We start from the raw sequence: 24,660 nt of genomic DNA on the forward strand, positions 1-24,660 counted from the left end.
GAGAGGGGGATCAGCTGAGCTTGACGAGCTGCTTGCCGAAATTGCGTCCTTTTAAGAGTCCGATGAAGGCCTCGGGCGCGCTGGCCAGGCCCTCGGCCACGGATTCGCGGAACTTCAGCTTGCCCGTCGCCACCAGCGTGCCCAGTTCCGTCAGGCCCTGCGGCCAGAATTCCGGCTGCTCCGAGACGATGAAACCGCGCACGGTCAGGCGGTTGGTGAGGATGAAGCGGGCATTGTCGATCGGCGTCGGCTCGCCGTTGTAGCCGGCAATCCAGCCGCACAGGGCCACGCGGCCGAACGCGTTGGTGCGCGCCAGGGCCGCATCGAACACGACGCCGCCCACGTTTTCAAAGATGGCGTCGATGCCGTCCGGCGTGGCAGCCGCAAGGTCGGCCACCAGATTGTCCGCCTTGTAGTCGACGCAGGCGTCAAAGCCCAGTTCCTCGACGACATAGCGGCATTTCTCCTCGCCACCGGCGATGCCGACGACGCGGCAGCCTTTCAATTTCGCCAGCTGCCCCACGACGCTGCCGACGGCGCCGCTGGCGGCCGACACGACCACCGTCTCGCCCGCTTTCGGCGCCATGATCTGGTTCAAGCCATACCAGGCCGTCATGCCCGGCATGCCCACGGCGCCCAGGTAGGCGGACGCGGGGATGTGCGTCGTGTCGACCTTGCGCAGCATGGTGCCGTCGGACACGGCCACTTCCGTCCAGCCCAGTGTCCCCACGACGGTATCGCCCACGGCGAACTTCGGATGCTTCGATTCGAGCACCACGCCCACCGTGCCGCCGATCATGGTTTCATCGAGCGCCTGCGGCGCCGCATAGCTTTTATTCGTGCTCATGCGCCCGCGCATGTAGGGGTCGAGCGACAGGTACTGGTTGCGCACCAGCAATTGCCCTTCCGTGATGGCGGGAATGTCTTTGGTTTCCAGGCGGAAGTTATCCGGCTGCACTTCGGCTGCCGGGCGCGAGGCGAGGACGATGCGTTGGTAGGTGGTCATGAAGGCTCCTGTCAATAAAGTTAATAGCTAACATTGATATTCACGACACCGAACAAAACCGTAGCGAGCGGAAGGAAGAGGTGGCCGAGAAGCGCAACCGTACCGTAGTACAGGGCCGCCGAGGCGGTGAGCATCGCAGGCCACCTATACCGACGCGCAGTAGGTTTGGTTCGGTGTCACTACACTTCGTAATCCATGCATTGCCGCGCTTCCCGCACGGCCCCAAAAAACGGCTTGATTTTCACGTGCTCGGGATGGTTCTGGTAGGCGTCGAGCGCCTGGCGGCTGGCGAACTCGCTGTACAGCACGATGTCGTAGGTGGCTTCCAGGCCCGGCTGGGCCACGGCCGCTTCGAATTTCAATATGCCGGGCACGAGGTCGGCACAGGCATCGAGCAAGGCCTTCAGCTTCAATGCATTGGTGGCGCGGTCGGCGCCTTCGGCGTGGTCCTTGAGTTTCCAGAAAACGATGTGCTTGATCATGGTGGCAGGCTGCTTGTTTATTAGTGAAGCATGACTGTACCCGCTATCGGCGCACTCTGCAGGAAGTGGCCGTACAAGGAAAACGGGCGGCCCTGGAAGCCGCCCGCAGACTGGGTTCACGCAAACATTACAGCACCTCGAACAGGCCGGCCGCGCCCTGGCCGCCGCCGATGCACATGGTCACCACCACGTATTTGACGCCGCGGCGCTTGCCTTCGATCAGGGCGTGGCCCGTCAGGCGGGCGCCCGATACGCCATAGGGGTGGCCGACGGCGATGGCGCCGCCGTTGACGTTCAGGCGGTCCATGGGGATGCCCAGGGTATCGGCGCAGTACAGCACTTGCACGGCGAATGCTTCGTTGAGTTCCCACAGGCCGATGTCGGCCACCGTCAGGCCCGCTTTTTTCAGCAGTTTCGGAATCGCGTAAATGGGGCCGATGCCCATTTCATCGGGCTCACAGCCGGCCACGGCAAAGCCGCGGAAGATGCCCAGCGGCTGCAAGCCTTTCGCTTCGGCCACTTTCGCATTCATGACGATGGCCATGGAGGCGCCGTCGGAAAACTGGCTGGCATTGCCGGCGCTGATGACGCCGCCGGGGATGGCCGGGCGGATCTTCGCCACGCCGTCGTAGGTGGTGTCCGCACGGATGCCTTCGTCGCTGGCAATCGTCACTTCGCGCGACACCAGCATGCCGCTGGCCTTGTCGGCCACGCCCATGATGGTGGTCATCGGCACGATTTCCGCGTCGAACAGGCCGGCCGCCTGGGCCGCGGCGGCCCGCTGCTGGCTTTGCGCGCCATATATATCCTGGCGCTCGCGCGAAATCCGGTAGCGTTTTGCCACCGTTTCGGCCGTCTGCAGCATGGGCCAGTACACTTCCGGCTTGTGCTGCTGCAGCCAGACTTCCCGGTACATATGCGTATTCATTTCATTTTGCACGCAGGAAATCGACTCCACGCCACCTGCCGCATAGATATCGCCTTCGCCGGCGATGATGCGCTGCGCCGCCAGGGCGATGGCCTGCAAGCCCGACGAGCAGAAGCGGTTGACGGTCATGCCGGCCGTGGTGACGGGGCAGCCACCGCGCAGCGCCACCTGGCGCGCGATATTGCCGCCCGTGGCGCCTTCGGGAAAGGCGCAGCCGACCAGCACGTCTTCCACTTCGCCCGCTTCGATGCGCGCGCGCTCGACGGCGGCCGCCAGCACGTGGCCGCCCAGGGTGGCGCCATGCGTCATGTTGAACGCGCCCTTCCAGGACTTGGCCAGGCCCGTGCGGGCGGTCGATACGATGACGGCTTCATTCATGCTGTGTCTCCTTGTGTGCATATTATATGGTGGGGTCTCTGCGGAACGAGAATAGCACATTTAAGTACGGTCGTTCGTAAAGTTGCATGCCGCTGCCGCGCGGCCGGTACGAAGGCGGCGTACTGTAAGCTTCGTGTAAGTTTCAAGCAAGCATGACGTAAGGTTTCGAGAACACACTCGGCTCCAGCTGTTGCAAGAATGGTCAAAAAAGACCTCGGCACCAGTTCACTATAAAACATAGGGAGACAAACCATGGCATCATCATCCGGCCCGGCCGACGTACGGAAAGTATCCACCAAGGGAACGCCGATCACGCCCGAGGAACGCAAGGTCATCTTTGCGTCATCCTTGGGTACCGTGTTCGAATGGTACGATTTTTACCTGTACGGTTCGCTCGCCTCCATCATCGCCAAGCAGTTCTTCATCGGCGATCCTACCACCACCTTCATTTTCGCCCTGCTGGCCTTTGCCGCCGGCTTCATCGTGCGTCCCTTCGGCGCGCTGGTCTTCGGCCGCCTGGGCGACATGATCGGGCGCAAGTACACCTTCCTGATCACCATCCTGATCATGGGCGGCTCCACCTTCATCGTCGGCTTGCTGCCGGGCCATGCCTCCATCGGCATCGCCGCGCCGATCATCCTCGTCATCCTGCGCATCCTGCAAGGCCTGGCGCTGGGCGGCGAATACGGCGGCGCAGCCACCTACGTGGCCGAGCACGCCCCTGAAGGCAAGCGCGGCGCATTCACGGCGTGGATACAGACAACGGCAACCTTGGGCTTTTTCCTGTCGCTGATCGTCATCCTGGGCACCCGCCTGGCCACGGGCGAGAAGGAATTCGAAGCCTGGGGCTGGCGCGTGCCCTTCCTCGTCTCCGTCCTGCTGCTGGCCATCTCCGTCTGGATCCGCCTGGCCATGAACGAATCGCCGGCGTTTGCCAAGATGAAGGCCGAGGGCAAGACCTCGAAAGCGCCGCTGACGGAAGCGTTCGGCAAGTGGAAGAACCTGAAGATCGTCATCCTGGCCCTGGTCGGCCTGACGGCCGGCCAGGCCGTCGTCTGGTACACGGGCCAGTTCTACGCCCTGTTCTTCATGACCCAGACCCTGAAAGTGGACCTGGCCACGGCCACCATCCTGGTCGCCATCGCCCTGCTGCTGGCCACGCCGTTCTTCCTGTTCTTCGGCAGCCTGTCCGACCGCATCGGCCGCAAGTACATCATCCTCGGCGGCTGCCTGATCGCCGCGGCCACCTACTTCCCCATCTTTAACGGCCTGACCCACTTTGCCAATCCGCAGCTGGAAGCGGCACTGAAGAACTCGCCTGTGGTGGTGGTGGCCGATCCGGCATCCTGCCACTTCCAGTTCAACATGACGGGTACCAAGAAGTTCCCATCGTCGTGCGACATCGCCACCGGCTTCCTGTCGAACAGCTCCGTCAACTACACGAAGGAAGACGCGCCGGCCGGCTCAATCGCCAAGGTGCGCATCGGCGCGAAGGAATTTAGCTCGTTTAACGCCGTCATGACGCCGGACGGCCTGAACTTCGACGCCGACAGCAAGGCCCACGAAGCGACACTGAAGAAGGAACTGGGTGCCGGCATCAAGGAAGCGGGCTACCCTGCGAAGGCCGATCCCGAGCAGATCAACAAGCCGATGGTCGTGCTGCTGCTGTTCATCCTGGTGCTGTACGTGACCATGGTGTACGGCCCGATCGCCGCCATGCTGGTGGAAATGTTCCCGACGCGCATACGCTACACGTCAATGTCCCTGCCCTACCATATCGGCAACGGCTGGTTCGGCGGCCTGCTGCCGACCACGGCCTTCGCGCTGGTGGCCTTCAAGGGCGACATCTATTACGGCCTGTGGTATCCGATCGTCGTGGCCCTGGCCACGGTGATCATCGGCACACTGTTCGTGAAGGAAACGAAGGATAACAATATCTACGCCGACGATTGATCCGGCGCCATCCCCGGCCGCCGCGCCGGGGTCCGCAAAACAAAACGCCGCTGACCTGTCAGCGGCGTTTGTCTTTCATGCGGCCCATGCGGCGCCGCCTTATTTGTCGCTGGCGCCTTTTTTCAGCTTGTCGCGCTGCTGCACGTATTCCTGGTAGCTGGTCTGGTTGCGCTTGCGGCAGGCATTGCGATCGTCGAAATTATTGAGGCTGTTGCAGTATTCACCGATCTTGTCCCGGTTCGCGTCATATAGCACTTCACAGCCGGTAATGGCCAACAAAAAGGGAACGATCAGATATTTCATTGCTACTCTCATGGATAGGGACGGGATTGCGCGAAAAAACACCAGATTGCCAGCTTGATAAGCGGGCGGCTTTATCTTAACGCGATCCCGGCGCAAAGTACAAGCGCTCGGTTATTACTTACTGGAAAGGATGGAAGCAGCGTGCGGCGCCAGCGTGCCCTGCTGCCCCAATTCCTCGTTCAGCAAGGGATTGCCGGCGGCGAATGCCGCCAGGTGCTCGAGCAGCACGCGCACGCGGGCCGGCAGGTAGCGCCGCTGCGTCCACACGGCGTACACGTGGCGCGGCTGCGGCATCCAGTCGGGCAGCACGCGTACCAGCGAACCACGCGCCACTTCGTCGCGGCACTGCAAAAGCGGACACAGCAGGATGCCGATGCCCGCATCCGCCATTTCCACGGCCAGGCGCATCTCGTTGACGCGCAGGCGCGCCTGCGGCACGATCACCATCTCGGCGCCGTCGCCGGGCCGGCGCAGGCGCCAGCTGCGCAGGGGCTCGGCCACGATCAGCTCATGCCGTTCCAGTTCCTGCAGGTCGCGCGGCACGCCGGCGCGCGCCAGATAGGCGGGCGCAGCCACCATTACCAGCGAGGCGCTGCCCAGGCGGCGCTGCATCAGCGAGGAATCATCGAGCGCGCCCACGCGGATGGCCAGGTCGGCGCCGCTGCCCACCAGGTCTTGCAGCAGGTTCGACAGTTCCAGCTCCAGGCGGATGGCGGGATACTGCTGCATGAAGCTGGTCCAGGCGGGCGTCAGCAGGCCGCTGGCGAAGTTGACGGGCGCCAGCACGCGGATGGTGCCGGACACGGCCGCCAGGCTGGCGTCCAGCTGCTGCGTGGCCTGGCGCAGCGCCTGCACGAGGGGGCGGCACTGCTCGTAGTATTGCCAGCCCTCCGCCGTCGGCTGCAGGCGGCGCGCGCTGCGGTTGAGCAAGCGGTAGCCCAGCTGGCCCTCCAGCCTTTGCAGGCGGCGCGTGACCGTAGCAGCCGGCAAGTCCTGCTTGACGGCGGCCGCGTGCAGGCTGCCCGCTTCCACGATGGCGACGAACAGGGCCAGGTCATCGAGCATGCATCCTCCCGTATGATTCCATTATCGGAATTTGAAATTAAAAATATGGCTCTAGTATAGATTGCCGCAAGTCGTTACGCTGTCATCTTTCCAACTTATTTGAGAGCGCCCCATGTCCGACGCCCTGCGCCTGCGCTGCGTGTTTGCCTTCCTGATGTCCCTCGTCATGACCTTGCTGATGAGCGCCTGGGTCACCTGGCTCAATATCGGCTGGCAGGCAGACTTCCTGCCGCGCTGGCGCCACGCCTTCTTTGCCGCCTGGCCCGTGGCCTTCTGCGCCGTGATGCTGTTCGCGCCCCGCGTGCAGCTGATCAGCCGCGGCATCGTGGCGAAACTGTCGCGCCCCGCGCCCGCCTGCCCCGCCTGCGCCGCCACAAGCTGCTCCTGCGCCCGCTGACAGGTCCGGCCAGCCCCGGCCAGGCCTCGGGTCATTGACCGCGAGTCGCCCGCCCGCAGCTTCACTCGGTCACTCCACGGCCGGAACGCCCACAGCCGCCCCGATCCGGGCTATGCTATGGCCGTCCCCGTTCATACAGTGGAGTGTCCATGCTCGATCACGTTTCCCTCACCGTTGCCGACCTGGCACGCGCGGAACGCTTCTACGACGCCATCTTTGCCGCGCTGGCCGTGCCCAAGGTGGGCAGCGACCATGCCAACGCGTGGATAGGCTATGGCCAGCGCAGCGATGCGGAACATCCCGCCCGCAGCTATTTTTCCGTGCGCCTCGGGCCTGCCCCGGACGACGCGCCGCGCCGCCACTGCTGCTTCAAGGCCCCGACGCGCGCGGCCGTGGAAGCCTTTTGGCAGGCGGGACTGGCCCATGGCGGCTTCGACCTGGGCGCCCCCGGCCTGCGCCACTACCACGCCAGCTATTACGCCGCCTTTCTGTTCGATCCCGACGGCAACCGCATCGAAGCCGTCTGCCACCACGCGGACGCCGGCTGACAGGAGGGGAAATCCCGTTCTGTTCAGCATTTTCACTTTCCCATGATTTGCCTATAATGGCTGGCACGCCATGCCGGTCCCCGGTCCCTGCACCAAGAAGGAGATTCATGCAACATCTATTCGTCGGCCGCCCCGCGCGCACCCTGCTCCTTTCCAGCGCCGGCTTGCTGCTGGCAGGCTGCTCCCTGTTGCCTTCTTCCTCCGTCACGCCAGGCATCCCGGCCACGGCCGCCCTGCCCGACGCCAGCATCGCCTACACCGTGAGCGGCCAGGATGGCTTGCCCGTCGTCTTCCAGTCGGCCATGGGCGACGGCAAGGATGTGTGGGCCAAGGTGGTGCCGGAAGTGGCCAGGCAGCACCGCGTGCTCGTGTATGACCGTCCCGGCTATGGCGACAGCAGGAAGACCACGACGCCGCGCGACCCCTGCACCATCGCCGCCCAGCAGCGCGCCCTGCTGGCGCAGGCGGGCCTGAAGCCGCCCTACGTGCTGGTCGGCCAAGGCTTGGGCGGGCTGTACCAGTACGTGTATGCCAGGCTGTACCCGCAGGACGTGGCCGGACTGGTCCTGCTCGACCCCACGCACCCGCAGCAGTGGAGCCGCCTGCAGACGGACGCATCCACCTATGCCATGCTCGTCAAGACGCGCCGCAAGCTGATGTTCAACAGTGCGGAATCGGCCGAATTCGATGCCCAGGCGCAATGCCTGCAGCATGTCGACATGGCCAGCCCCCTGCGCGTGCCCGCCATGCTGCTTGTGCGCGACAAGTTCGGCATCGAGGAAACGGGCTCGTTCGAGAACGTGGTGCGGGCGCAGGAAAAGGATTGGCAGCGCCTGTCCGGCGCGCCAGCCATCGAGCGCATCACGGGCGCCGGCTACTACATCCAGAAAGACAACCCCGTCATCGTCAACGAGGCCGTCAAGATGGTGGCGAAGAAGAAATAAAAAAAGGGCAGAGAAATCTGCCCTTTTTGCATTCCGCATCTGAATCAGCTATTAAAACCCTTGCCCTCGCCCGCCAGTCTTGCCAGCAGGGGCGCCGGCGTCCACGCCTCGCCGTGGCGGCCCTTGGCGTAGCCCTTGATGCTGTCGAGCACATTCGGCAAGCCCACCGTGTCCGCATAGAACATGGGGCCGCCGCGGAACAGGGGGAAGCCGTAGCCCGTCAGGTACACCATGTCGATGTCCGAGGCGCGCAGGGCGATGCCCTCTTCCAGGATGCGCGCGCCCTCGTTGACGAGCGCATACACGAGCCGTTCGACGATTTCCTGGTCGCCGATCTTGCGGCGCGCCACGCCGATGTCGGCGCTATGCTGCACGATCATGGCGTTGACCTGCTCGGAGGCATAGGCCTTGCGGTCGCCCGCCTTGTAGTCATACCAGCCGGCGCCCGTCTTCTGGCCATAGCGCCCCAGTTCGCACAGCAGGTCGGCCGTCTTCGAGTACGTGACTTCCGGTTTTTCCACATAGCGGCGCTTGCGGATGGCCCAGCCGATGTCGTTGCCGGCCAGGTCGCCCATGCGGAACGGGCCCATGGCAAAACCGAATTTCTCCACCGCCTTGTCGACCTGCTCCGGCAGGCAGCCTTCTTCCAGCAGGAAACCGGCTTGCCGGCTGTACTGCTCGATCATGCGGTTGCCGATGAAGCCGTCGCACACGCCGGACACCACGCCCGTCTTCTTCAGTTTTTTCGACAGCGCCAGGGCCGTGGCCAGCACGTCCTTGCCCGTCTGCTTGCCGCGCACGATTTCCAGCAGCTTCATGACGTTGGCGGGACTGAAGAAATGCGTGCCGATCACGTCCTGCGGGCGCCGGGTGAAGGCGGCGATCTTGTCCAGGTCCAGGGTGGACGTGTTCGAGGCGAGGATGGCGCCCGGCTTCATGACGGCGTCGAGCTGCCTGAACACGGCTTCCTTCACGCCCAGCTCTTCGAAGACGGCTTCGATGACGATGTCCGCCTGCGCGATGGCCTCGTACGACAGCGTGCCGCTGACCAATGCGATGCGCTGCTCGGCCTTTTCCTGCGTCAGCTTGCCCTTCTTGACCGTGTTTTCATAATTCTTGCGGATGGTGGCCAGGCCCTTGTCCAGCGCTTCCTGCTGCGTTTCAAGCAGGGTCACGGGGATGCCCGCGTTGGCGAAGTTCATGGCGATGCCGCCGCCCATGGTGCCGGCGCCCACGATGGCCGCGCTGGCGATGGCGCGCACGGGCGTGTCGGACGGCACGTCGGGCACCTTGCTGGCGACCCGTTCGGCAAAGAAGGCGTGGCGCAGGGCCTTCGATTCCGGCGACTGCACCAGTTGCATGAACAGTTCGCGCTCGTACTTCAGGCCGTCGTCGAATTTCATCGTCACGGCGGCCGCCACGGCGTCCACGCATTTCAGGGGCGCGGGGAACGGGCCGGACATGGCTTTCACGGTATTGCGCGAAAACTGCAAAAAGGCTTCATGGTTCGGGTAGTCGACCTTGCGCTCGCGCACTTTCGGCAGCGGGCGCACGTCGGCCACTTTCGTCGCAAAGGCCACGGCGGCGGCCAGCAGGTCGGCGCCAGGGGCCGTCACTTCGTCGAACAGGGCCGTGCCGGCCAGTTTTTCCGATGCCACGGGCGTGCCCGAGACGATCATGTTCAGGGCCATTTCCAGGCCCAGGACCCGCGGCAGGCGCTGCGTTCCGCCCGCGCCCGGCAAGATGCCGAGCTTGACTTCAGGCAAGGCCATCTGCGCGCCCGGTGCGGCCACGCGGTAGTTGCAGCCCAGCGCCAGCTCCAGGCCGCCACCCATGCAGACGCTGTGGATGGCCGCCACCACGGGCTTGGTGGATTGTTCCACCACGTTGATCAGGGTGTGCAGGGTCGGTTCCGTGAGCGCCTTGGGCGAATTGAATTCCTTGATGTCGGCGCCGCCCGAGAAGGCCTTGCCGGCGCCCGTGATGACGATGGCTTTCACGGCCTCGTCCGCCAGCGCCTGGCGGATGCCGGCCACGGCGGCCGTGCGCGTGGCCAGGCCCAGGCCATTGACGGGCGGATTGTTCAGGGTAATGACGGCGACCGCACCGTGCACGTGATATTCAGCGCTCATGTCTCTTCCTTATTGGTTTTGCTCAATGTATGAGGTGGTTGCAAGGGATGAAGCTTCACTATACCGCATAAAAGAACGCTCGTATTATTTTTGTCGTGGCGCGCCCCGCGCCAGCATTGGCCACCATGGTACAACATCGCCGGCCGCGGCCGGCATCAGGCGCGGCGGAAGGCCGCAGAAGGCGGCAGCAGCTATCAATTGCATATCCATTTTAAATATTTAAAACACAACAACAAAAACACCGTTTTATTATGTATGAAATGTCATGTTCTATCGCACTGCGGGCCAATAGCGACAATTTTTGCCTTATTTATTCCCTCCCCTTGTTTTTCTCCAAGGGCTGGGGAATAATAAAATTATTGATTCAAATCAATACTCTGCAATTGATTTAATATTATAGGCAGCAGCGGTGGTCGGATATGGCCCGCGATTTATCGCGCAGATTTTCGCCGACATGGATTCTCACCGATTATCACGCCGCGCCATGCCATTATCATTATGTAGCCGTGTCTCATTATTAGCTTATTAGCGCCACCCATTCCTCGACTCACACTGAAGGAAATCTTATGGACGCAGCCAGCCATGTCAGCCTTTCGCAAGATCTGGACTTACAAGCGATAAATACTGCATTGAACCGTGTCCAGGCCGTGATCGAATTCGAGCTCGACGGCACCATCCTGCATGCGAACGACAATTTCCTGAATGTACTCGGCTATTCACTGGCCGAGGTGCAAGGCAAGCACCACGCCATGTTCTGCGACCCCGACTACGTCAAGACGGCCGAATACCGCGACTTCTGGGCCAAGCTGGCGCGCGGCGAGTTCGACCATGGCGAGTACAAGCGCGTGGCCAAGGATGGCCGCGAAGTGTGGATCAACGCTTCCTACAATCCCATCCTCGACGCGGACGGCAAGCCGTACAAGGTCATCAAGTTCGCCACCGACATCACGGCCGGCAAGCGCCGCAATGCCGATTACGAAGGCAAGATCGACGCCATCAGCAAGGCGCAGGCCGTCATCGAGTTCCGCCTCGACGGCACGGTCATCCGCGCCAACGACAATTTCCTCAAGTCCGTCGGCTACACGCTGGAAGAAATCGAGGGCAAGCACCACCGCATGTTCTGCCAGGCCGAGTACGCCAAGAGCGAGGAATACGCGCAGTTCTGGCAAAAGCTGGCCAGGGGCGAGTTCGACGCGGGCGAATACAAGCGCGTGACGAAGGATGGCCGCGAAATCTGGCTCAACGCCTCCTACAACCCCATCTTCGACGCGGAAGGCCGGCCCTTCAAGGTCGTCAAGTTCGCCAGCGACGTCACGGCCATGAAGAAACGCAATGCCGAGTACGAGGGCAAGGTCAGCGCCATCGGCAAGGCGCAGGCCGTGATCGAGTTCGACATGCAGGGCAATGTGCTGGACGCGAACGACAATTTCCTCGCCGTCATGGGCTATGACTTGAGCGATATCCAGGGCGAGCACCACCGCATGTTTTGCGAGGCCGAGTATGCGGGCAGCGCCGAGTACAAGAAGTTCTGGCAAAAGCTGAACCGGGGCGAATTCGACGCGGGCCGCTACAAGCGCCTGGGCAACCACGGCAAGGTGGTGTGGATACAGGCCACCTACAACCCCATCATGGACCTGAACGGCAAACCCTACAAGGTGGTCAAGTTCGCCATCGACATCAGCGAGCAGGTGAACCTGGAAAACAGCATCCAGGCCAAGGCGGCCAGCGACAGCCGCAAGGTCAATGCCCTGCTCGAATCGGTGGCGCGCGCGGCGCAAGGCGATTTGACGTGCAATATCGTGCCCGAAGGCGACGAGCCGATCGACCTGCTGGCCGGCGGCATCAGCAAGATGATCATCGACTTGCGCGGCGTGATCGGCGACGTGGTGGCGGCGGCGAACGGCTTTGCCGACGCCTCGCACACGATCGCCGAGCGTGCCACGGGCGTGGCCGTGGGCACGCAGGCGCTGGGCGCCACGGTCGAGGAAATGAACGCGTCCATCGACGGCCTGACCTTTTCCATCAATTCCATCGCGGAAAACACCTCGAATGCCGATTCCCTGGCGAAAGCCACGCAGCAGGAGGCGGAAGCGGGCGCGCGCGCCGTCGCCAAGTCCATCGAGGCGATGGACCTGATCAACCGCTCGTCGGAAGACATCGGCGAAATCGTCAAGGTCATCAGCGAGATCGCCAACCAGACCAATATGCTGGCCTTCAACGCGGCCATCGAGGCGGCCCGCGCGGGCGAGCACGGCCTGGGCTTTTCCGTCGTCGCCGACGAGGTGCGCAAGCTGGCAGAACGTTCCTCGCAGGCAACAAAAGAGATTTCCAAGCTGATCAACGAATCCGTCAAGCGCGTCTCCACGGGCAGCGAGATTTCGCGCCAGGCCAGCGACGCCTTCGACAAGATAGTCTCGGGCGTGGCGAAGACCACCTTGGCCATCTCGGATATCTCGAAGGCGGCCAACGAACAGCTGCTGACGGCGCGCGAAGTGTCCACGGCGATCCAGTACATCGCCGAGGAAACGGAAAAATCGGCCGCCAACTGCGACAGCATCGCCCGCTCCACGGATAGCCTGAACGAGCGCGCGGGCAGCCTGAACCAGACCGTCTCCGGCTTCGTGGTGTAGGCCATGAGCCACGCGGCGACCTTGACGCCCGAGGTGCTGACGACCCTGATCGCGCTGGTTCGCCAGCATACGGGCATCGCCATGACGCCGCGCAAGAGCGTGCTGCTGGAACGGCGTCTGCAGCCCCGGCTGCAGGCGCTGTCCCTGCACAGCTACCAGGCTTACCTGGACCGGGTGGCCAGCGACCGCGACGAGGTGGCGCATTTCATCGACCTCGTGACCACCAACGACACCCTGTTCTTCCGCACGCCGCAGGTCTGGGATTACTTTCGCGACCGCTACCTGCCCGCCTGGGCCCGCGCCCATCCGGGCGGCTGCCTGAAGGTGTGGTCGGCGGCGGCCGCCAGCGGCGAGGAACTGTATTCGATCGCCATGCTGTGCGAGCAGTTCAAGCTGCAGGCGCCCGCCTTCCGCTACCAGATCCTGGCCAGCGACATCTCGCAGCAAATCCTGGGCGCCGCGCGGGCCGGCCAGTACAGCGGCCGTTCCGTCGAGCGCATCCGCCTGTCGCACCCGGACTTGCTGCGCACCTATTTCACGCCTTCGCCGTATGGCGTGAAGGTCAATGATGCATTGCGCCAGCACGTCAGCTTTGCCCAGCACAACCTGCTCGAGGCGCTGCGCCCGGCCCAGCAGTTCGACCTCGTGTTCCTGCGCAATGTGCTGATTTACTTCGATGCGGAGCACCAGGAGACCGTGCTGCGCCAGGCACGCCTGAGCCTGAAGGACGAGGGCCGGCTGATCCTGGGCGAATCGGAAACCATCGCCCGCCTGGGCACCGGCTATCAATTCGAGTTTCCCATGATTTATAAGGCGGGACTGGCATGATCCACACGCACACTCCGGCAGAGACGCCGCCCCTGCACCTGGTCGGCATGGGCCAGCTCAGCGTGGGCAGCCACGGCGAACAGCTGCAGGCCCTGCTGGGCTCCTGCATCGGCATCGGCTTCCTGTGGAAAAAGGGCCATTGCTGCGGCCTGGCCCACTGCCTGCTGCCGGAAGCGCCCGGCGCCGACAGCGCCCTGGGCGCGCCGAACGCGCGCTATGTGAGCCAGGCCGTGCCTTCGCTGCTGCGCCTGATGGGCGTGCGCCAGGCCGATTACGCCGATATCGAAGTGGTGCTGGCCGGCGGCGCCAGCATGTTCGGCCCGGATAACGGCCGCGGCCGCTTGCAGGTGGGCCGGCAAAACGTGGAGGCGGCGCAAAAATACCTGGAACGGTGCGGCCTGGCCGTGAGTTTCTGCGCGCTGGGCGGGCGCCACGGGCGCCAGTTGCTGATCGATTGCGCCCGCCACAGCTACGCCGTCACGGACGTGGTGGCGGCGCCCCCCGTATTGATCCCACGCAAGGAAGGCGCCTATGGACATGCATGAAGCGGACGGCTTGCGCACCCGGGAAGCGGGCGACGGGGCCACGGAACTGTTCGGCTCCTTCCTGCTGGGCGGCGATGAATTCGCCCTGCCCGCCAGCTGCATCCGCGAGGTGGTCAATTATCCCGCGAAAGTGACGGCCCTGCCCCTGTCGCCGGCCTACCTGGAAGGCATGTTCACCTTGCGCGGCAGCGTCATTCCCGTCGTCAACCTGGGCCGGCTGTTCCGCGCCGACGCTCCCCGCGCCGTGGACACGGACAAGATCGCCATCCTCGATTTCCAGCACGTGCTGGTCGGCATCGTCTTCCAGGACACGGGCGAAATCCTGCGCGTGCCCGCCAGCGCGCGCAGCGCCCTGCAATATGCGGCCGGCGACGCCCACGCCGTCATCGCCGGCACGATCCTGCGCGATGGCGGCGCGCGCCTGCTGCAGATCCTCGACCCGCACGCCCTGCTGCGCATCGAGAACGTGCCCCACGTGCTGGCCCTGCAGGCCAGCGGCGCCAAGCACAGCACGGCCCGCTACCACGCGCAAAGCGAGCGGCGCCAGTGCGTCAGCTTCCATGCGGCCGGCGCCACGTTTGCCTTCGAGATGCTGGCCATCCAGGAAATCATCAAGGTGCCGGAGCTGCACAGTTCCATCCTGAACAGCGAACTGTGCCTGGGACGCATGCATTTCCGCGGCAGCCAGGTGGCCGTCGTCGATTTCGGCGCCTTGCTGCAGGCGGCGGAGCCCGGCAAGGCCCCCACGCCGGAGCAGCGCATCATCGTCGTGCGCCTGGAAGAGACGACGATCGGCTTTCTCGTCGATTCCGTCGACAGCATCGTGCATTTCTTTGGCGACGAAGTGCTGCCGATTCCCCTGCTGAGCAAGGCGCGCGCCGCCATGTTTGCCGGCTGCATCACGAAAGAGGGCCTGGGCGACATCATTTTCCTCGATCACAAGGGCATCCTGTCGCAGGCGGAAATCGTCGAGATGCGCGACGGCCACGCGCGCCTCTACCCGGCCGAGACGGACACGGCCACGGCCGCCACGCGCAAGGCGCAGCGCCGCGTCTACATCACGTTCACGGTGGAAACCCAGTTCGCTGTGGAAATCGGCCAGGTGCGCGAAATCATCGATTTCGGCGGCGCCATCACGACGCCGCCCGGCATGCCGGCCTGCATGCGCGGCATGCTCAACCTGCGCCAGCAGATGATCAGCATCATCGATTTGCGCCAGCTGTACGCCATGGCGCCGCTGGCGGACAGCAGCGCGGGCAAGATCTTGATCGTGGAACGGGGCGACGAGCGCTATGGCTTTCTCGTCGACCATGTCGACAACATCATGACCATTTCCGACAGCCAGCGCTTTGCGGCGCCGCAACTCATCCGCACGGGCGAACACGACGACCTGCGCGGCGAAATGGATGAAATGATCGACATCGGCACGGACGACAAGCGCCAGACCCTGTCCGTCTTCCAGTGCGATCATCTGCTGGAAAAGCTGGGGTCGGCGCTGCCGCGGGCGGCCTAGCATTTATTTCTTATGGCAAACCCAAGGGCATAAACATGCCGGGGTCGGGTTAGCTGACGCTCCGACCCCGGCCCTAGCTGCGGCCTATCCGGCGCGCTGCGGCATCAGATCCCCGGCAGCCGGTGCCCCTTGAACTGCTCACGCAGCTTGTTCTTCTGGATCTTGCCCGTCGCGCCCATGGGCAGGGCGTCGATGAACAGCACGTCGTCCGGCGTCCACCACTTGGCGATCTTGCCTTCAAAAAACTGCAGCAAGGCGTCGCGCGTGACCGTCATGCCGGGACGCAGCACCACGACGAGCACGGGACGCTCATCCCATTTCGGGTGGAATACGCCGATGCAGGCCGCCTGCAGCACGGCCGGATGGGCCATGGCCAGGTTTTCCAGGTCGATGGTGCCGATCCACTCGCCGCCCGACTTGATCACGTCCTTGCTGCGGTCCGTGATCTGCATATAGCCATCCGCATCGATGGTTGCCACGTCGCCCGTGGGGAACCAGCCATCCTGCAGCACGTCGCCGCCCTCGTTCTTGTAATACGAGGAAATGATCCACGGCCCCTTTACCAGCAGATGGCCGTAGCTGACGCCATCCCACGGCAATTCCTTGCCGTCGTCGTCGACGATCTTCATGTCCACGCCGTAGATGGCATGGCCCTGCTTCTGCAGGATCTTGCGCTGCTCGTCCTTCGGCAAGTCCAGGTGCCGCGTCTGCAAGCCGCCCGTCGTGCCCAGCGGCGACATTTCCGTCATGCCCCAGGCATGGATGACTTCTACGCCGAACTGGTCGATCAGGGTATCCATCATGGCCGGCGGACAGGCGGCGCCGCCGATCACCGTGCGGCGGAAGGTGGAAAATTTCAAGTCATTCTGCAGCGCATGGTTCAGCAGGCCCAGCCAGACAGTGGGCACCCCGGCCGAGAACGTCACTTTTTCCGCCTCGAACAGCTCATACAGCGACTTGCCGTCCAGCGCCGCGCCGGGAAACACCATGCGCGCGCCGGACAGGGGCACGGAATACGGCAAGCCCCAGGCATTCACGTGGAACATGGGCACGACGGGCAGGACCGTGTCGGAAGCGCGCACGTTCAGGGCGCTGGGCATGGCGGACGCATACGCGTGCAGCACGGTGGAACGGTGCGAATACAGGGCGCCCTTGGGATTGCCCGTCGTGCCCGAGGTGTAGCACAGGGTGGCGGCCGCGTTCTCATCGAACACGGGCCAGGCGTAATCGTCGGAATGCGTGGCGATCAAGTCTTCATAGCACAGCAGGTCGGGGATGCTGCTGCTCGCGGGCATGCGCTCGCGGTCGCACATCAGCACGAAATGGCGCACGAAGGTGCAGTCGGCGGCAATCTTTTCCACTACGGGCAAAAAGGTCAGGTCGAACAACAAGACCCGGTCTTCCGCATGGTTGGAGATGTAGGCGATCTGGTCGGGGAACAGGCGCGGGTTGATGGTGTGCAGCACGGCGCCCGAGCCGGACACGGCATAGTATGCTTCCAGGTGGCGGTAGCCGTTCCAGGCCAGGGTGGCGACCCTGTCGCCCATGCCCACGCCGAGGCCGTGCAAGGCATTGGCCAGGCGCCGCGCGCGTTGGTGGCAGTCGCGGTAGGTGTAGCGGTGCATGTCGCCCTCCACCCGCCGCGAAATGATTTCGTTGCTCCCGTAATGACGCGCCGCAAACTCGATAATGGTGGAAATCAGCAGGGGCTGGTTCATCATCTGCCCCATCACTGGACTCAAGGGAAATGCCATCGTGTCTCCTGGAAATAAATGCTCGGTTATTGTTGGAATGGACAGGTTTTTCCTAGTTTCGTACGGTCGTGCGGAAATCGTCAACGCATTTCGATATTGCGGTGCAGCATGGAATTTTCGATTCCGTTTTTCATCCCATCCGCGCCTGTCACCGCGGGCCCGAAGGCGCCCGCCACGCGCCCTGGCGCCGTGCGGTAAAATCGCATTTTGGCTGGCGCTTGTCTTCCCTTTCCTGCCGGCACCTCTTATTGAATGGAATCGCCATTACCGCTCGTACCTTACCACTGGATAACGCCTTTGCGGCCTTGCCGCCCGCGTTCTATACGCGTTTGATGCCCACGCCCCTGCCAGCGCCCTATTTTGTCGCCGCCAGCGCGCCGGCAGCAAGCCTGGTCGGCCTCGATGCGGCGCGCCTGGCCGAGCCCGACTATGTGGCGCTGCTGAGCGGCAATGCCGTGGCCGCGCGCTCGCAGCCCCTGTCGGCCGTGTATTCGGGCCACCAGTTCGGCGTCTGGGCCGGCCAGCTGGGCGACGGCCGCGCCATCCTGCTGGGCGACATCGCCACCGACAGCGGCCCGCTGGAGCTGCAGCTGAAAGGCGCCGGCGCCACGCCGTATTCGCGCATGGGCGACGGACGCGCCGTGCTGCGCTCGTCCATCCGCGAATTCCTGTGCTCGGAAGCCATGGCAGCCCTGGGCATTCCCACCTCGCGCGCGCTGTCCATCATGGGCTCGCAGCAAGGCATCATGCGCGAAACGGTGGAAACGGCGGCCGTCGTCACGCGCATGGCGCCCACGTTCGTGCGCTTCGGTTCCTTCGAGCACTGGTTTTACCGCAAGCAGCCGGACGAGCTGAAAATCCTCGCCGACTACGTCATCGACGGTTTTTATCCCGATTTGCGCGCCGCAGCAAATCCCTACCAGGCCTTGCTGGCCGAGGTGTGCGTGCGCACGGCCGAGCTGATGGCGCAGTGGCAAGCCGTCGGCTTCATGCATGGCGTGATGAACACGGACAATATGTCCATCCTCGGCCTGACCCTCGATTACGGCCCCTTCGGCTTCATGGAAGCGTTTGACGCTGAACACATCTGCAACCATACGGACCAGCAAGGCCGTTATTCCTACGCCAACCAGCCGCAGGTAGGCCACTGGAACTGCTATGCGCTGGGCCAGGCCCTGCTGCCCTTGATCGGCGAAGTGGAACTGGCACAGGCGGCGCTGGACAGCTACCAACCCGCGTTCGCGGAGAAGATGAATAGCTTGCTGCGCGCCAAGCTGGGCTTGCAAACGCACCAGGACGACGACACGGCCCTGTTCGACAGCATGTTTGCGCTGATGCAAGCCAATCACGTGGATTTCACCAACTTTTTCCGCGCCCTGTCGACCCTGCAGGTGGCCGCTCCCGCAGGCGATACGGTGCTGCGCGACATGTTCATCGACCGCCCCGCCTTCGACGCGTGGGCGGCGCAATACCGCGCGCGCCTGATGGCAGAAAAGAGCGTCGATGCCGAGCGGCAAGCGGCCATGAACCGGGTCAACCCGAAATACGTGCTGCGCAACTACCTGGCGCAAGTGGCCATCGAGAAAGCCCAGCAGCAGGACTACACGGAAGTGGCGAAATTGCTGGACATATTGCAAAAGCCATTTGACGAACAGCCCGAACACCAGCACTATGCGGCCCTGCCGCCCGACTGGGCCAGCCACCTTGAAGTCAGCTGCTCATCCTAAGGAGTCATTATGACCACGAATAAAGTCAAGAAAACGGACGCCGAATGGCGCGCCATGCTCGATTCCATGCAATATGAAGTGACGCGCCATGCGGCCACGGAACGGGCCTTCACGGGCAAGTTCTGGGACCACCATGCACACGGCATCTACACCTGCGTCTGCTGCAACACACCATTGTTCGCGTCCGACGCGAAGTTCGACTCGGGCTGCGGCTGGCCCAGCTACTTCCAGGCGCTCGACCCGGCGAATGTCACGGAAATCGTCGACCGCAGCCACGGCATGGTGCGCACGGAAATCGTCTGCGCCGTCTGCGACGCCCATCTGGGCCACGTCTTCCCGGACGGCCCGCCGCCCACCGGATTGCGCTACTGCATCAATTCGGCGTCGCTGCGCTTCGATCCGCAGCCCTGAGACCCAGGATGGCCGGGGAACGCCTTGCTCCTAAGCCATTCCTAAGATGAATTTAACAAGATCCGTGTAAAGTCTCGCCATGAAATTTCTATTCGACCTCTTCCCCCTGATCGCCTTCTTCGCGGCCTTCAAGCTGGGCGGCATGTATGAAGCAGCCACGCACGACTTCGTGCAGCAATACCTGTCCGGCTTCGTGTCCGGCGGCCTGATCAAGGCCGACCAGGCGCCGTGGATACTCGCCACCCTCGTCGGCATCATCGCCACGGCTTGCCAGGTCAGCTATCTGCTGTTGCGCGGACGCAAGGTGGACGGCATGCTGTGGCTGTCCCTGTTCATCTTTGTCGTGTTCGGCGGCGCCAGCATCTACCTGCATGACGATTTCTTCCTGAAATGGAAGCCGACCCTGATCTACTGGCTGTCCGGCCTGGCCCTGTTGATCGCCCACGTGGGCTTCAAGAAAAATCTGATCCGCAAGACCATGGAAGCGCAGGTGCAGTTGCCCGATGCCGTGTGGAACCAGCTGCTGGCTGCATGGATCATCTTCTTTGGCGCCATCGGCGCGCTGAACCTGTTTGTGGCCTTCGTGCTGTACAAGGGCGACATGGCTGCCTGGGTCAGTTTTAAAGCATTTGGTGCGACGGGCATCTTCTTTGCCTTCATCGTGGCGCAAACCCTGTTCCTGGCCAAACATATCAAGGAAGACGCATGATGCATACCGACAATACCGCCACCGAAAATACTGCGCCGGCAACGCGCATGGAACGCATTCGTACCCGCCTGGAAACGGCACTTTCCCCCCTGGAATGCGTGCTGGAAGACGACTCGGCACGCCACCGGGGCCACGCGGGCGCCGCCTCGGGCGGAGGCCACTACAATCTGCGCATTATTTCTAGCCAATTTGAAGGCCTCAGGCTCGTCATGCGCCATCGACTGGTGTATGATTCCGTGCACGATATGATGCATAATGAGATACATGCATTGGCGATTGTTGCATTGGCGCCGTCCGAGGTAGCATAAGGATGGCGTTTTTGGCGTACCCGGGCCTCCCGGGTGTGCCTGGTGCGGCAAGGCGCGATGTACGCGTTTTCTTTCCATGCGTTTTTTACGAAACTTTCCCTAACAGGATTTAATAATGACTTTTAAGCCAGCCCGCTTGCTGATCGCACTACTCGCCGTTGTTGCGGTACCTGTTTTTGCGCAAAATGTTGCCGTCGTCAATGGCAAGCCTATCCCATCGTCGCGCGTTGATGCAGTCGTCAAGCAAGTCGTCGCCCAAGGCCAGCAACCGGATTCGCCGCAACTGCGCGAAATGATCAAGAAGGACTTGATCGGCCGTGAAGTGCTGATGCAGGAAGCGGAAAACAAAGGTTTCGGTAAAGATGCAGCCGTCAAGCAGCAGATCGAGAACGCGCGTCAGGCCATCGTCATCAACGCCCTGGTCGGCGACTACCTGAAAAAGAACCCTGTCACCGACGCTGAAATCAAGGCCGAGTACGACAAGTTCGTGGCACAGACGGGCGACAAGGAATACCACGTACGCCACATCCTGGTCGCTACCGAAGCCGAAGCGAAAGACATCATCGCCAAGCTGAAAGGCGGCGCCAAGTTCGAAGACCTGGCCAAGCAATCGAAAGATGCCGGCTCGGCCGACAATGGCGGCGACCTGGACTGGGCAGCCCCATCGTCCTTCCCGAAAGTGTTCTCGGACGCTTTCGTGAAGCTGCAAAAAGGCCAGGTCACGGAAACCCCCGTGCAAACGCCTAACGGCTTCCACGTGATCAAGCTGGACGACACCCGCGCGGCCAAGCTGCCGACCCTGGAAGAAGTCAAGCCACAGATCGCCGAAGCGCTGCAGCAAAAGAAACTGCAAGCGTATCAGGAAGAAATGATCAAAAAAGCGAAAGTTCAGTAAGAACTGACCTCCCCGGCGCCCTTTTCGGCGCCGGTCGTGTATTCTGCGCCTGAATGCGCACTGCCCGGCAGACGCACTCTTTTTGTATATCTATTAGGAATGAACATGATTTTGAAGCCAGCCCGCCTGATCTTAGCCTTGGTAGCCGTTGTGGCGATCCCTGCTTTCGCACAAAACGTCGCCACCGTGAATGGCAAGGCCATCCCGTCGTCGCGCGTCGACCAGGTCGTCAAGCAAGTCGTCGCCCAGGGCAAGCAAGCGGATTCGCCGCAACTGCGCGAAGCCATCAAGAAAGACCTGATCGGCCGCGAAGTGCTGATCCAGGAAGCCGACAAGCAAGGCTACGGCACGCGTCCGGAAGTCAAGTCGCAGATCGACAATGCCCGTCAAAGCATCATCATCAACGCCCTGCTGGCCGACTACGTGAAGAAAAACCCCGTCAAGGACGCGGAAATCAAGGCCGAGTACGACAAGTTCAAGGCACAGGCCGGCGACAAGGAATACCATGCACGCCACATCCTGGTGGCCACCGAAGCGGAAGCGAAAGACATCATCGCCAAGCTGAAAGGCGGCGCCAAGTTCGAAGAACTGGCAAAAGTATCGAAAGACGGTTCCGCTGCCAATGGCGGCGACCTGGACTGGGCTAGCCCGGCATCGTACGTGAAGCCATTCTCGGACGCCATGGTCGCCCTGAAACCAGGTCAGGTCACGCAAACCCCCGTGCAAACCCAGTTCGGCTACCACGTGATCAAGCTGGAAGAAACCCGTCCGACGAAACTGCCGGCACTGGAAGAAGTCAAGGGCCAGGTCGCCGAGTCGCTGCAGCAGAAGAAACTCGCCGCCTACCGCGATGAACTCATGAAAAAAGCCAAAATCCAGTAAAAACGCCTGATATAAGCTACTGCGCGTCGCGCTTTGCGGCCTGCGATGCTCACCGCCTCGGTGGCCCCGTACTTGCGTACGCTTGCGCGTCTCGGCCACAAATCGCTGCCGCTCGCTACGCTTCCATCAGCCGTTTGGCTAGCTGGACAAGAGCGCTCTTCGGAGCGCTTTTTTTACGCCTGGAGATGCGATGAATCTGCATGAAGAATTAAAAATCGCGCTGGAAGCGGTTGCCGACCCCAGCCGCGCGGCGCCCATGCAAGCCTATATGCGCGGCCAGTTCGTGTTCCTGGGCGTGGCGGCGCCACAGCGGCGGCTCGCTGCCAAGGCCCTGCTGGCCGGCTTGAAAGGGGTGGGGGCCGAGGTGCTGCTGGAACATGCGCAACTGCTGTGGCAACGGCCGGAGCGCGAATACCAGCATGTGGCGCTGGACATGCTGGCCCTGCACCGGCGCCAGCTGGGCGTCGAACACCTTCCCGCCCTGCTGGCGCTGGCGCGCCAGCGCGCGTGGTGGGACAGCGTCGACGGCATGGCCGGCATCGTCGGCGACGTGCTGCAAGCAGCACTGCGGCGCGGCGGCGATGGCCATGCGCACATGGACGCGGCCTTGCGCCACGAGGACTTCTGGCTGCGCCGCATCGCGCTGCTGCACCAGCTGGGCTGGCGCGGCGACACGGATGCCGCCTGGCTGTTCGGCGCGGCGCTGGCGCTGGCCCATGAAGACGAGTTTTTCATCCGCAAGGCCATCGGCTGGGCCTTGCGCGACTACGCGCGCCATGCGCCCGAGGCCGTGACGGCGTTTGCCGACGCGCACCGCCAGCAGCTCTGTCCCCTCACCCGCCGCGAAGCGCTGAAGCACCAGCCATCTTGAATGCCGACCCGCCCAGCAGGCGCAGCGCCGCATCGATGCGCGACGCGGCATCCCACGCGGGCACGGGTGCCAGCAAGCCCAGCGCCATCTGCCGCAGCGGTTCGGCAATCACCATGGCCAGCAGCAGGCCGGCCAGCTCCGGCGCATCGCCGGCCGTCATATGGCCGCGCGCGGCCTGGCGGGCCAGCCACTCGGCCAGCAGGGCCGTGCCCCGCTCGATGCCGTTGCGCTGATAGAGCGCCAGCAAATCCGCCCGGGCGGGAAAGTCCGTGCACAGCAGGCGGAACAGGCCCACGGCGTCCGCCGTCAGCACGCGCGCCGCCATCGCCTGCAAGATCTCCTTCAGCAAGGGCTGTACGTCGCCGGGCGCGGCCGCATCGTGCGCCATGGCGGGCAGGAAGGCGTCCGTCCAGCCGCGCACCACGAGGGCGACGAGCTCCTCGCGGTTTGCCGCGAACTGGTACAGCGACTTCTTCGCCATGCCCGCATGGCGCGCCACGGCTTCCATGGTCGTGGCCGCATACCCTTCATGCAGCAGCAGCCAGGTGGCCGCCTGCACTGCCGCCTCGCGCGCTTCCTCCGGCGGGCGGGCGGGACGGCCCCGTCCGCGCAAAGCCTTGCTCTCTTCTTCCTGCATGTCGGCTCCAGCCTTGATCGATGGACGATTTTACACTGAAATATATTTTGGAAACGTTTCTCGTTTCTTTAATATATAATCGCTTCACCCCAACAAAGGAGAACGACATGACGGACAACACGCGTATTGAATTGCCATGGAGCATCACCGGCACGGGCAACCTGCTGGACCCGTTTCCGCTGCACCTGGAAACGGGCATCACGCGCCTGGAAGACGGCTGCCTGCTCGTGGCGGCGCGCACGGAACTGCACGGCTGCAGCGGGCGCATGCTGGACTGGTGGTTTACGTTTTTCGAGACGACGCAGCACATCAAGTGGTGGCATCCGCATGACCACGTGGCGCACCACGGCTGGAATAGTGCCTGGAAGAAGGGAGAGAGTTACTACGGCGCGTCGATCGAGGCGGTGGAATCGCTGGGCGACATTCCACCCGTGAAGGCCAAGCTGAAGTTCCATGATCCGAAAGACGTGTTTGATGCGGCGGAGCTGCGCCATGCACAGGACAGCGGCGCCCTGTCGGCGGCCATCTGCGCGCGCATCGGCTTCGGCGACCACGTGGTGCTGGACCCGCAAGGCGACCCGCTCGATGGCGAAATGCTGCACCTGACGCGCGACACGCCCACGGGCTGCGTGCTGCGCAGCCGCTTCCTGCTGGGCCGCAACAGCCTCGATCCCGTGCGCGACGTGCCCGACGTACTGGGCCTGAACCTGCTGCGTCACTGCTACAGCGAATTTACCTACCTGTCGCGCTTTTTGCCGTCGCTGTACTACGGCGAGCACGCCAACGGTGAACGGGCACCGCTGCCCTGGTAAGG

Annotated in this window: 24 protein-coding genes; 16 read left to right on the top strand and 8 right to left on the bottom strand. The window is 63.1% G+C overall.

Translation table 11 applies throughout. The annotated features are described in order from the left end of the window. Positions 1-10 precede the first annotated feature (10 nt). From AC07VL_RS12810 to AC07VL_RS12820, 3 genes are all read right to left on the bottom strand, one after another. Positions 11-1,006 carry an NADP-dependent oxidoreductase gene (locus tag AC07VL_RS12810; RefSeq protein ID WP_494806194.1) on the bottom strand — a complete coding sequence of 332 codons (996 nt, stop codon included), beginning with the start codon at positions 1,004-1,006 and terminating at the stop codon, positions 11-13. Between the two features lie 179 nt (positions 1,007-1,185). Continuing rightward, positions 1,186-1,488 carry a Dabb family protein gene (locus AC07VL_RS12815; RefSeq protein ID WP_494806195.1) on the bottom strand — a complete coding sequence of 101 codons (303 nt, stop codon included), beginning with the start codon at positions 1,486-1,488 and terminating at the stop codon, positions 1,186-1,188. 127 nt (positions 1,489-1,615) lie between these two features. Further along, positions 1,616-2,794 (bottom strand): acetyl-CoA C-acyltransferase, encoded by a 1,179-nt coding sequence (locus tag AC07VL_RS12820; RefSeq protein WP_494806196.1) that lies wholly within the window; start codon positions 2,792-2,794, stop codon positions 1,616-1,618. A 252-nt stretch (positions 2,795-3,046) separates the two neighbouring features. On the opposite strand from AC07VL_RS12820, the gene AC07VL_RS12825 reads away from it, so the two are divergent. Further along, complete coding sequence (locus AC07VL_RS12825) at positions 3,047-4,747, top strand: MFS transporter (protein ID WP_494806197.1); 1,701 nt, start codon at positions 3,047-3,049, stop codon at positions 4,745-4,747. A gap of 99 nt (positions 4,748-4,846) precedes the next feature. Here AC07VL_RS12825 and AC07VL_RS12830 read toward each other — a convergent pair whose 3' ends face one another. Both AC07VL_RS12830 and AC07VL_RS12835 read right to left on the bottom strand, forming a co-directional pair. Next, the gene (locus AC07VL_RS12830) at positions 4,847-5,050 is read right to left on the bottom strand and encodes a hypothetical protein (RefSeq protein WP_290606784.1); all 204 of its coding nucleotides are present in this window, start codon (positions 5,048-5,050) and stop codon (positions 4,847-4,849) included. Between the two features lie 114 nt (positions 5,051-5,164). Further along, positions 5,165-6,115 (bottom strand): LysR family transcriptional regulator, encoded by a 951-nt coding sequence (locus AC07VL_RS12835; protein WP_494806198.1) that lies wholly within the window; start codon positions 6,113-6,115, stop codon positions 5,165-5,167. A 112-nt stretch (positions 6,116-6,227) separates the two neighbouring features. Here AC07VL_RS12835 and AC07VL_RS12840 point away from each other — a divergent pair, with 112 nt between their 5' ends. From AC07VL_RS12840 to AC07VL_RS12850, 3 genes are all read left to right on the top strand, one after another. Continuing rightward, positions 6,228-6,512, top strand: coding sequence for a DUF2798 domain-containing protein (locus AC07VL_RS12840; RefSeq protein ID WP_494806199.1), 285 nt, complete (start codon positions 6,228-6,230; stop codon positions 6,510-6,512). A gap of 149 nt (positions 6,513-6,661) precedes the next feature. Next, positions 6,662-7,060 carry a VOC family protein gene (locus tag AC07VL_RS12845; protein ID WP_494806200.1) on the top strand — a complete coding sequence of 133 codons (399 nt, stop codon included), beginning with the start codon at positions 6,662-6,664 and terminating at the stop codon, positions 7,058-7,060. A gap of 107 nt (positions 7,061-7,167) precedes the next feature. After that, complete coding sequence (locus AC07VL_RS12850; RefSeq protein WP_494806201.1) at positions 7,168-8,004, top strand: alpha/beta fold hydrolase; 837 nt, start codon at positions 7,168-7,170, stop codon at positions 8,002-8,004. Positions 8,005-8,048: 44 nt separating this feature from the next. Here AC07VL_RS12850 and AC07VL_RS12855 read toward each other — a convergent pair whose 3' ends face one another. Then, on the bottom strand, positions 8,049-10,136 hold the full coding sequence (locus AC07VL_RS12855) for a 3-hydroxyacyl-CoA dehydrogenase NAD-binding domain-containing protein (protein WP_494806202.1): 2,088 nt from the start codon (positions 10,134-10,136) through the stop codon (positions 8,049-8,051). Positions 10,137-10,702: 566 nt separating this feature from the next. On the opposite strand from AC07VL_RS12855, the gene AC07VL_RS12860 reads away from it, so the two are divergent. Genes AC07VL_RS12860 through AC07VL_RS12875 form a run of 4 tightly spaced genes read left to right on the top strand, consistent with a single transcriptional unit; the run spans position 10,703 to position 15,652 of the window. Further along, entirely contained in the window at positions 10,703-12,766 is a 2,064-nt protein-coding gene (locus AC07VL_RS12860) for a methyl-accepting chemotaxis protein (protein ID WP_494806203.1), read from the top strand. Between the two features lie 3 nt (positions 12,767-12,769). Continuing rightward, positions 12,770-13,594, top strand: a complete 825-nt coding sequence (locus AC07VL_RS12865) for a CheR family methyltransferase (RefSeq protein WP_494806204.1) — start codon at positions 12,770-12,772, stop codon at positions 13,592-13,594. After that, positions 13,591-14,139 (top strand): chemotaxis protein CheD, encoded by a 549-nt coding sequence (locus AC07VL_RS12870; protein ID WP_494806205.1) that lies wholly within the window; start codon positions 13,591-13,593, stop codon positions 14,137-14,139. Before AC07VL_RS12865 ends, AC07VL_RS12870 begins: the two co-directional genes overlap by 4 nt. Then, positions 14,126-15,652, top strand: coding sequence for a chemotaxis protein CheW (locus AC07VL_RS12875; protein ID WP_494806206.1), 1,527 nt, complete (start codon positions 14,126-14,128; stop codon positions 15,650-15,652). Before AC07VL_RS12870 ends, AC07VL_RS12875 begins: the two co-directional genes overlap by 14 nt. A 104-nt stretch (positions 15,653-15,756) precedes the next feature. Here AC07VL_RS12875 and AC07VL_RS12880 read toward each other — a convergent pair whose 3' ends face one another. Beyond that, positions 15,757-17,406, bottom strand: a complete 1,650-nt coding sequence (locus AC07VL_RS12880) for a 3-(methylthio)propionyl-CoA ligase (RefSeq protein ID WP_494806207.1) — start codon at positions 17,404-17,406, stop codon at positions 15,757-15,759. Between the two features lie 248 nt (positions 17,407-17,654). Between AC07VL_RS12880 and AC07VL_RS12885 the strand changes: the two genes are divergently transcribed. From AC07VL_RS12885 to AC07VL_RS12915, 7 genes are all read left to right on the top strand, one after another. Beyond that, entirely contained in the window at positions 17,655-19,133 is a 1,479-nt protein-coding gene (locus AC07VL_RS12885) for a protein adenylyltransferase SelO (protein WP_494806208.1), read from the top strand. 9 nt (positions 19,134-19,142) lie between these two features. Next, on the top strand, positions 19,143-19,544 hold the full coding sequence (msrB, locus tag AC07VL_RS12890; protein ID WP_494806209.1) for a peptide-methionine (R)-S-oxide reductase MsrB: 402 nt from the start codon (positions 19,143-19,145) through the stop codon (positions 19,542-19,544). Positions 19,545-19,623: 79 nt separating this feature from the next. Next, the gene (locus tag AC07VL_RS12895; RefSeq protein ID WP_071077228.1) at positions 19,624-20,253 is read left to right on the top strand and encodes a septation protein A; all 630 of its coding nucleotides are present in this window, start codon (positions 19,624-19,626) and stop codon (positions 20,251-20,253) included. Further along, the gene (locus tag AC07VL_RS12900; protein WP_494806210.1) at positions 20,250-20,561 is read left to right on the top strand and encodes a BolA family protein; all 312 of its coding nucleotides are present in this window, start codon (positions 20,250-20,252) and stop codon (positions 20,559-20,561) included. The genes AC07VL_RS12895 and AC07VL_RS12900 overlap by 4 nt, the downstream gene beginning before the upstream one ends. A 115-nt stretch (positions 20,562-20,676) precedes the next feature. Beyond that, positions 20,677-21,456: a peptidylprolyl isomerase gene (locus tag AC07VL_RS12905; RefSeq protein WP_290606754.1), complete on the top strand. Its 780-nt coding sequence runs from the start codon at positions 20,677-20,679 to the stop codon at positions 21,454-21,456. A gap of 105 nt (positions 21,457-21,561) precedes the next feature. Continuing rightward, entirely contained in the window at positions 21,562-22,338 is a 777-nt protein-coding gene (locus tag AC07VL_RS12910; RefSeq protein ID WP_494806211.1) for a peptidylprolyl isomerase, read from the top strand. A gap of 190 nt (positions 22,339-22,528) precedes the next feature. Next, positions 22,529-23,209, top strand: a complete 681-nt coding sequence (locus AC07VL_RS12915) for a DNA alkylation repair protein (RefSeq protein ID WP_494806212.1) — start codon at positions 22,529-22,531, stop codon at positions 23,207-23,209. Here the strand turns inward: AC07VL_RS12915 and AC07VL_RS12920 are convergent. Beyond that, positions 23,172-23,846, bottom strand: a complete 675-nt coding sequence (locus tag AC07VL_RS12920; RefSeq protein ID WP_494806213.1) for a TetR/AcrR family transcriptional regulator — start codon at positions 23,844-23,846, stop codon at positions 23,172-23,174. The genes AC07VL_RS12915 and AC07VL_RS12920 overlap by 38 nt on opposite strands. Before the next feature lie 107 nt (positions 23,847-23,953). On the opposite strand from AC07VL_RS12920, the gene AC07VL_RS12925 reads away from it, so the two are divergent. Beyond that, positions 23,954-24,658 (top strand): DAPG hydrolase family protein, encoded by a 705-nt coding sequence (locus AC07VL_RS12925; protein ID WP_494806214.1) that lies wholly within the window; start codon positions 23,954-23,956, stop codon positions 24,656-24,658. The last annotated feature ends 2 nt before the right edge of the window (positions 24,659-24,660 follow it).

This window comes from Janthinobacterium sp. GW821-FHT03C08 (assembly GCF_059420905.1).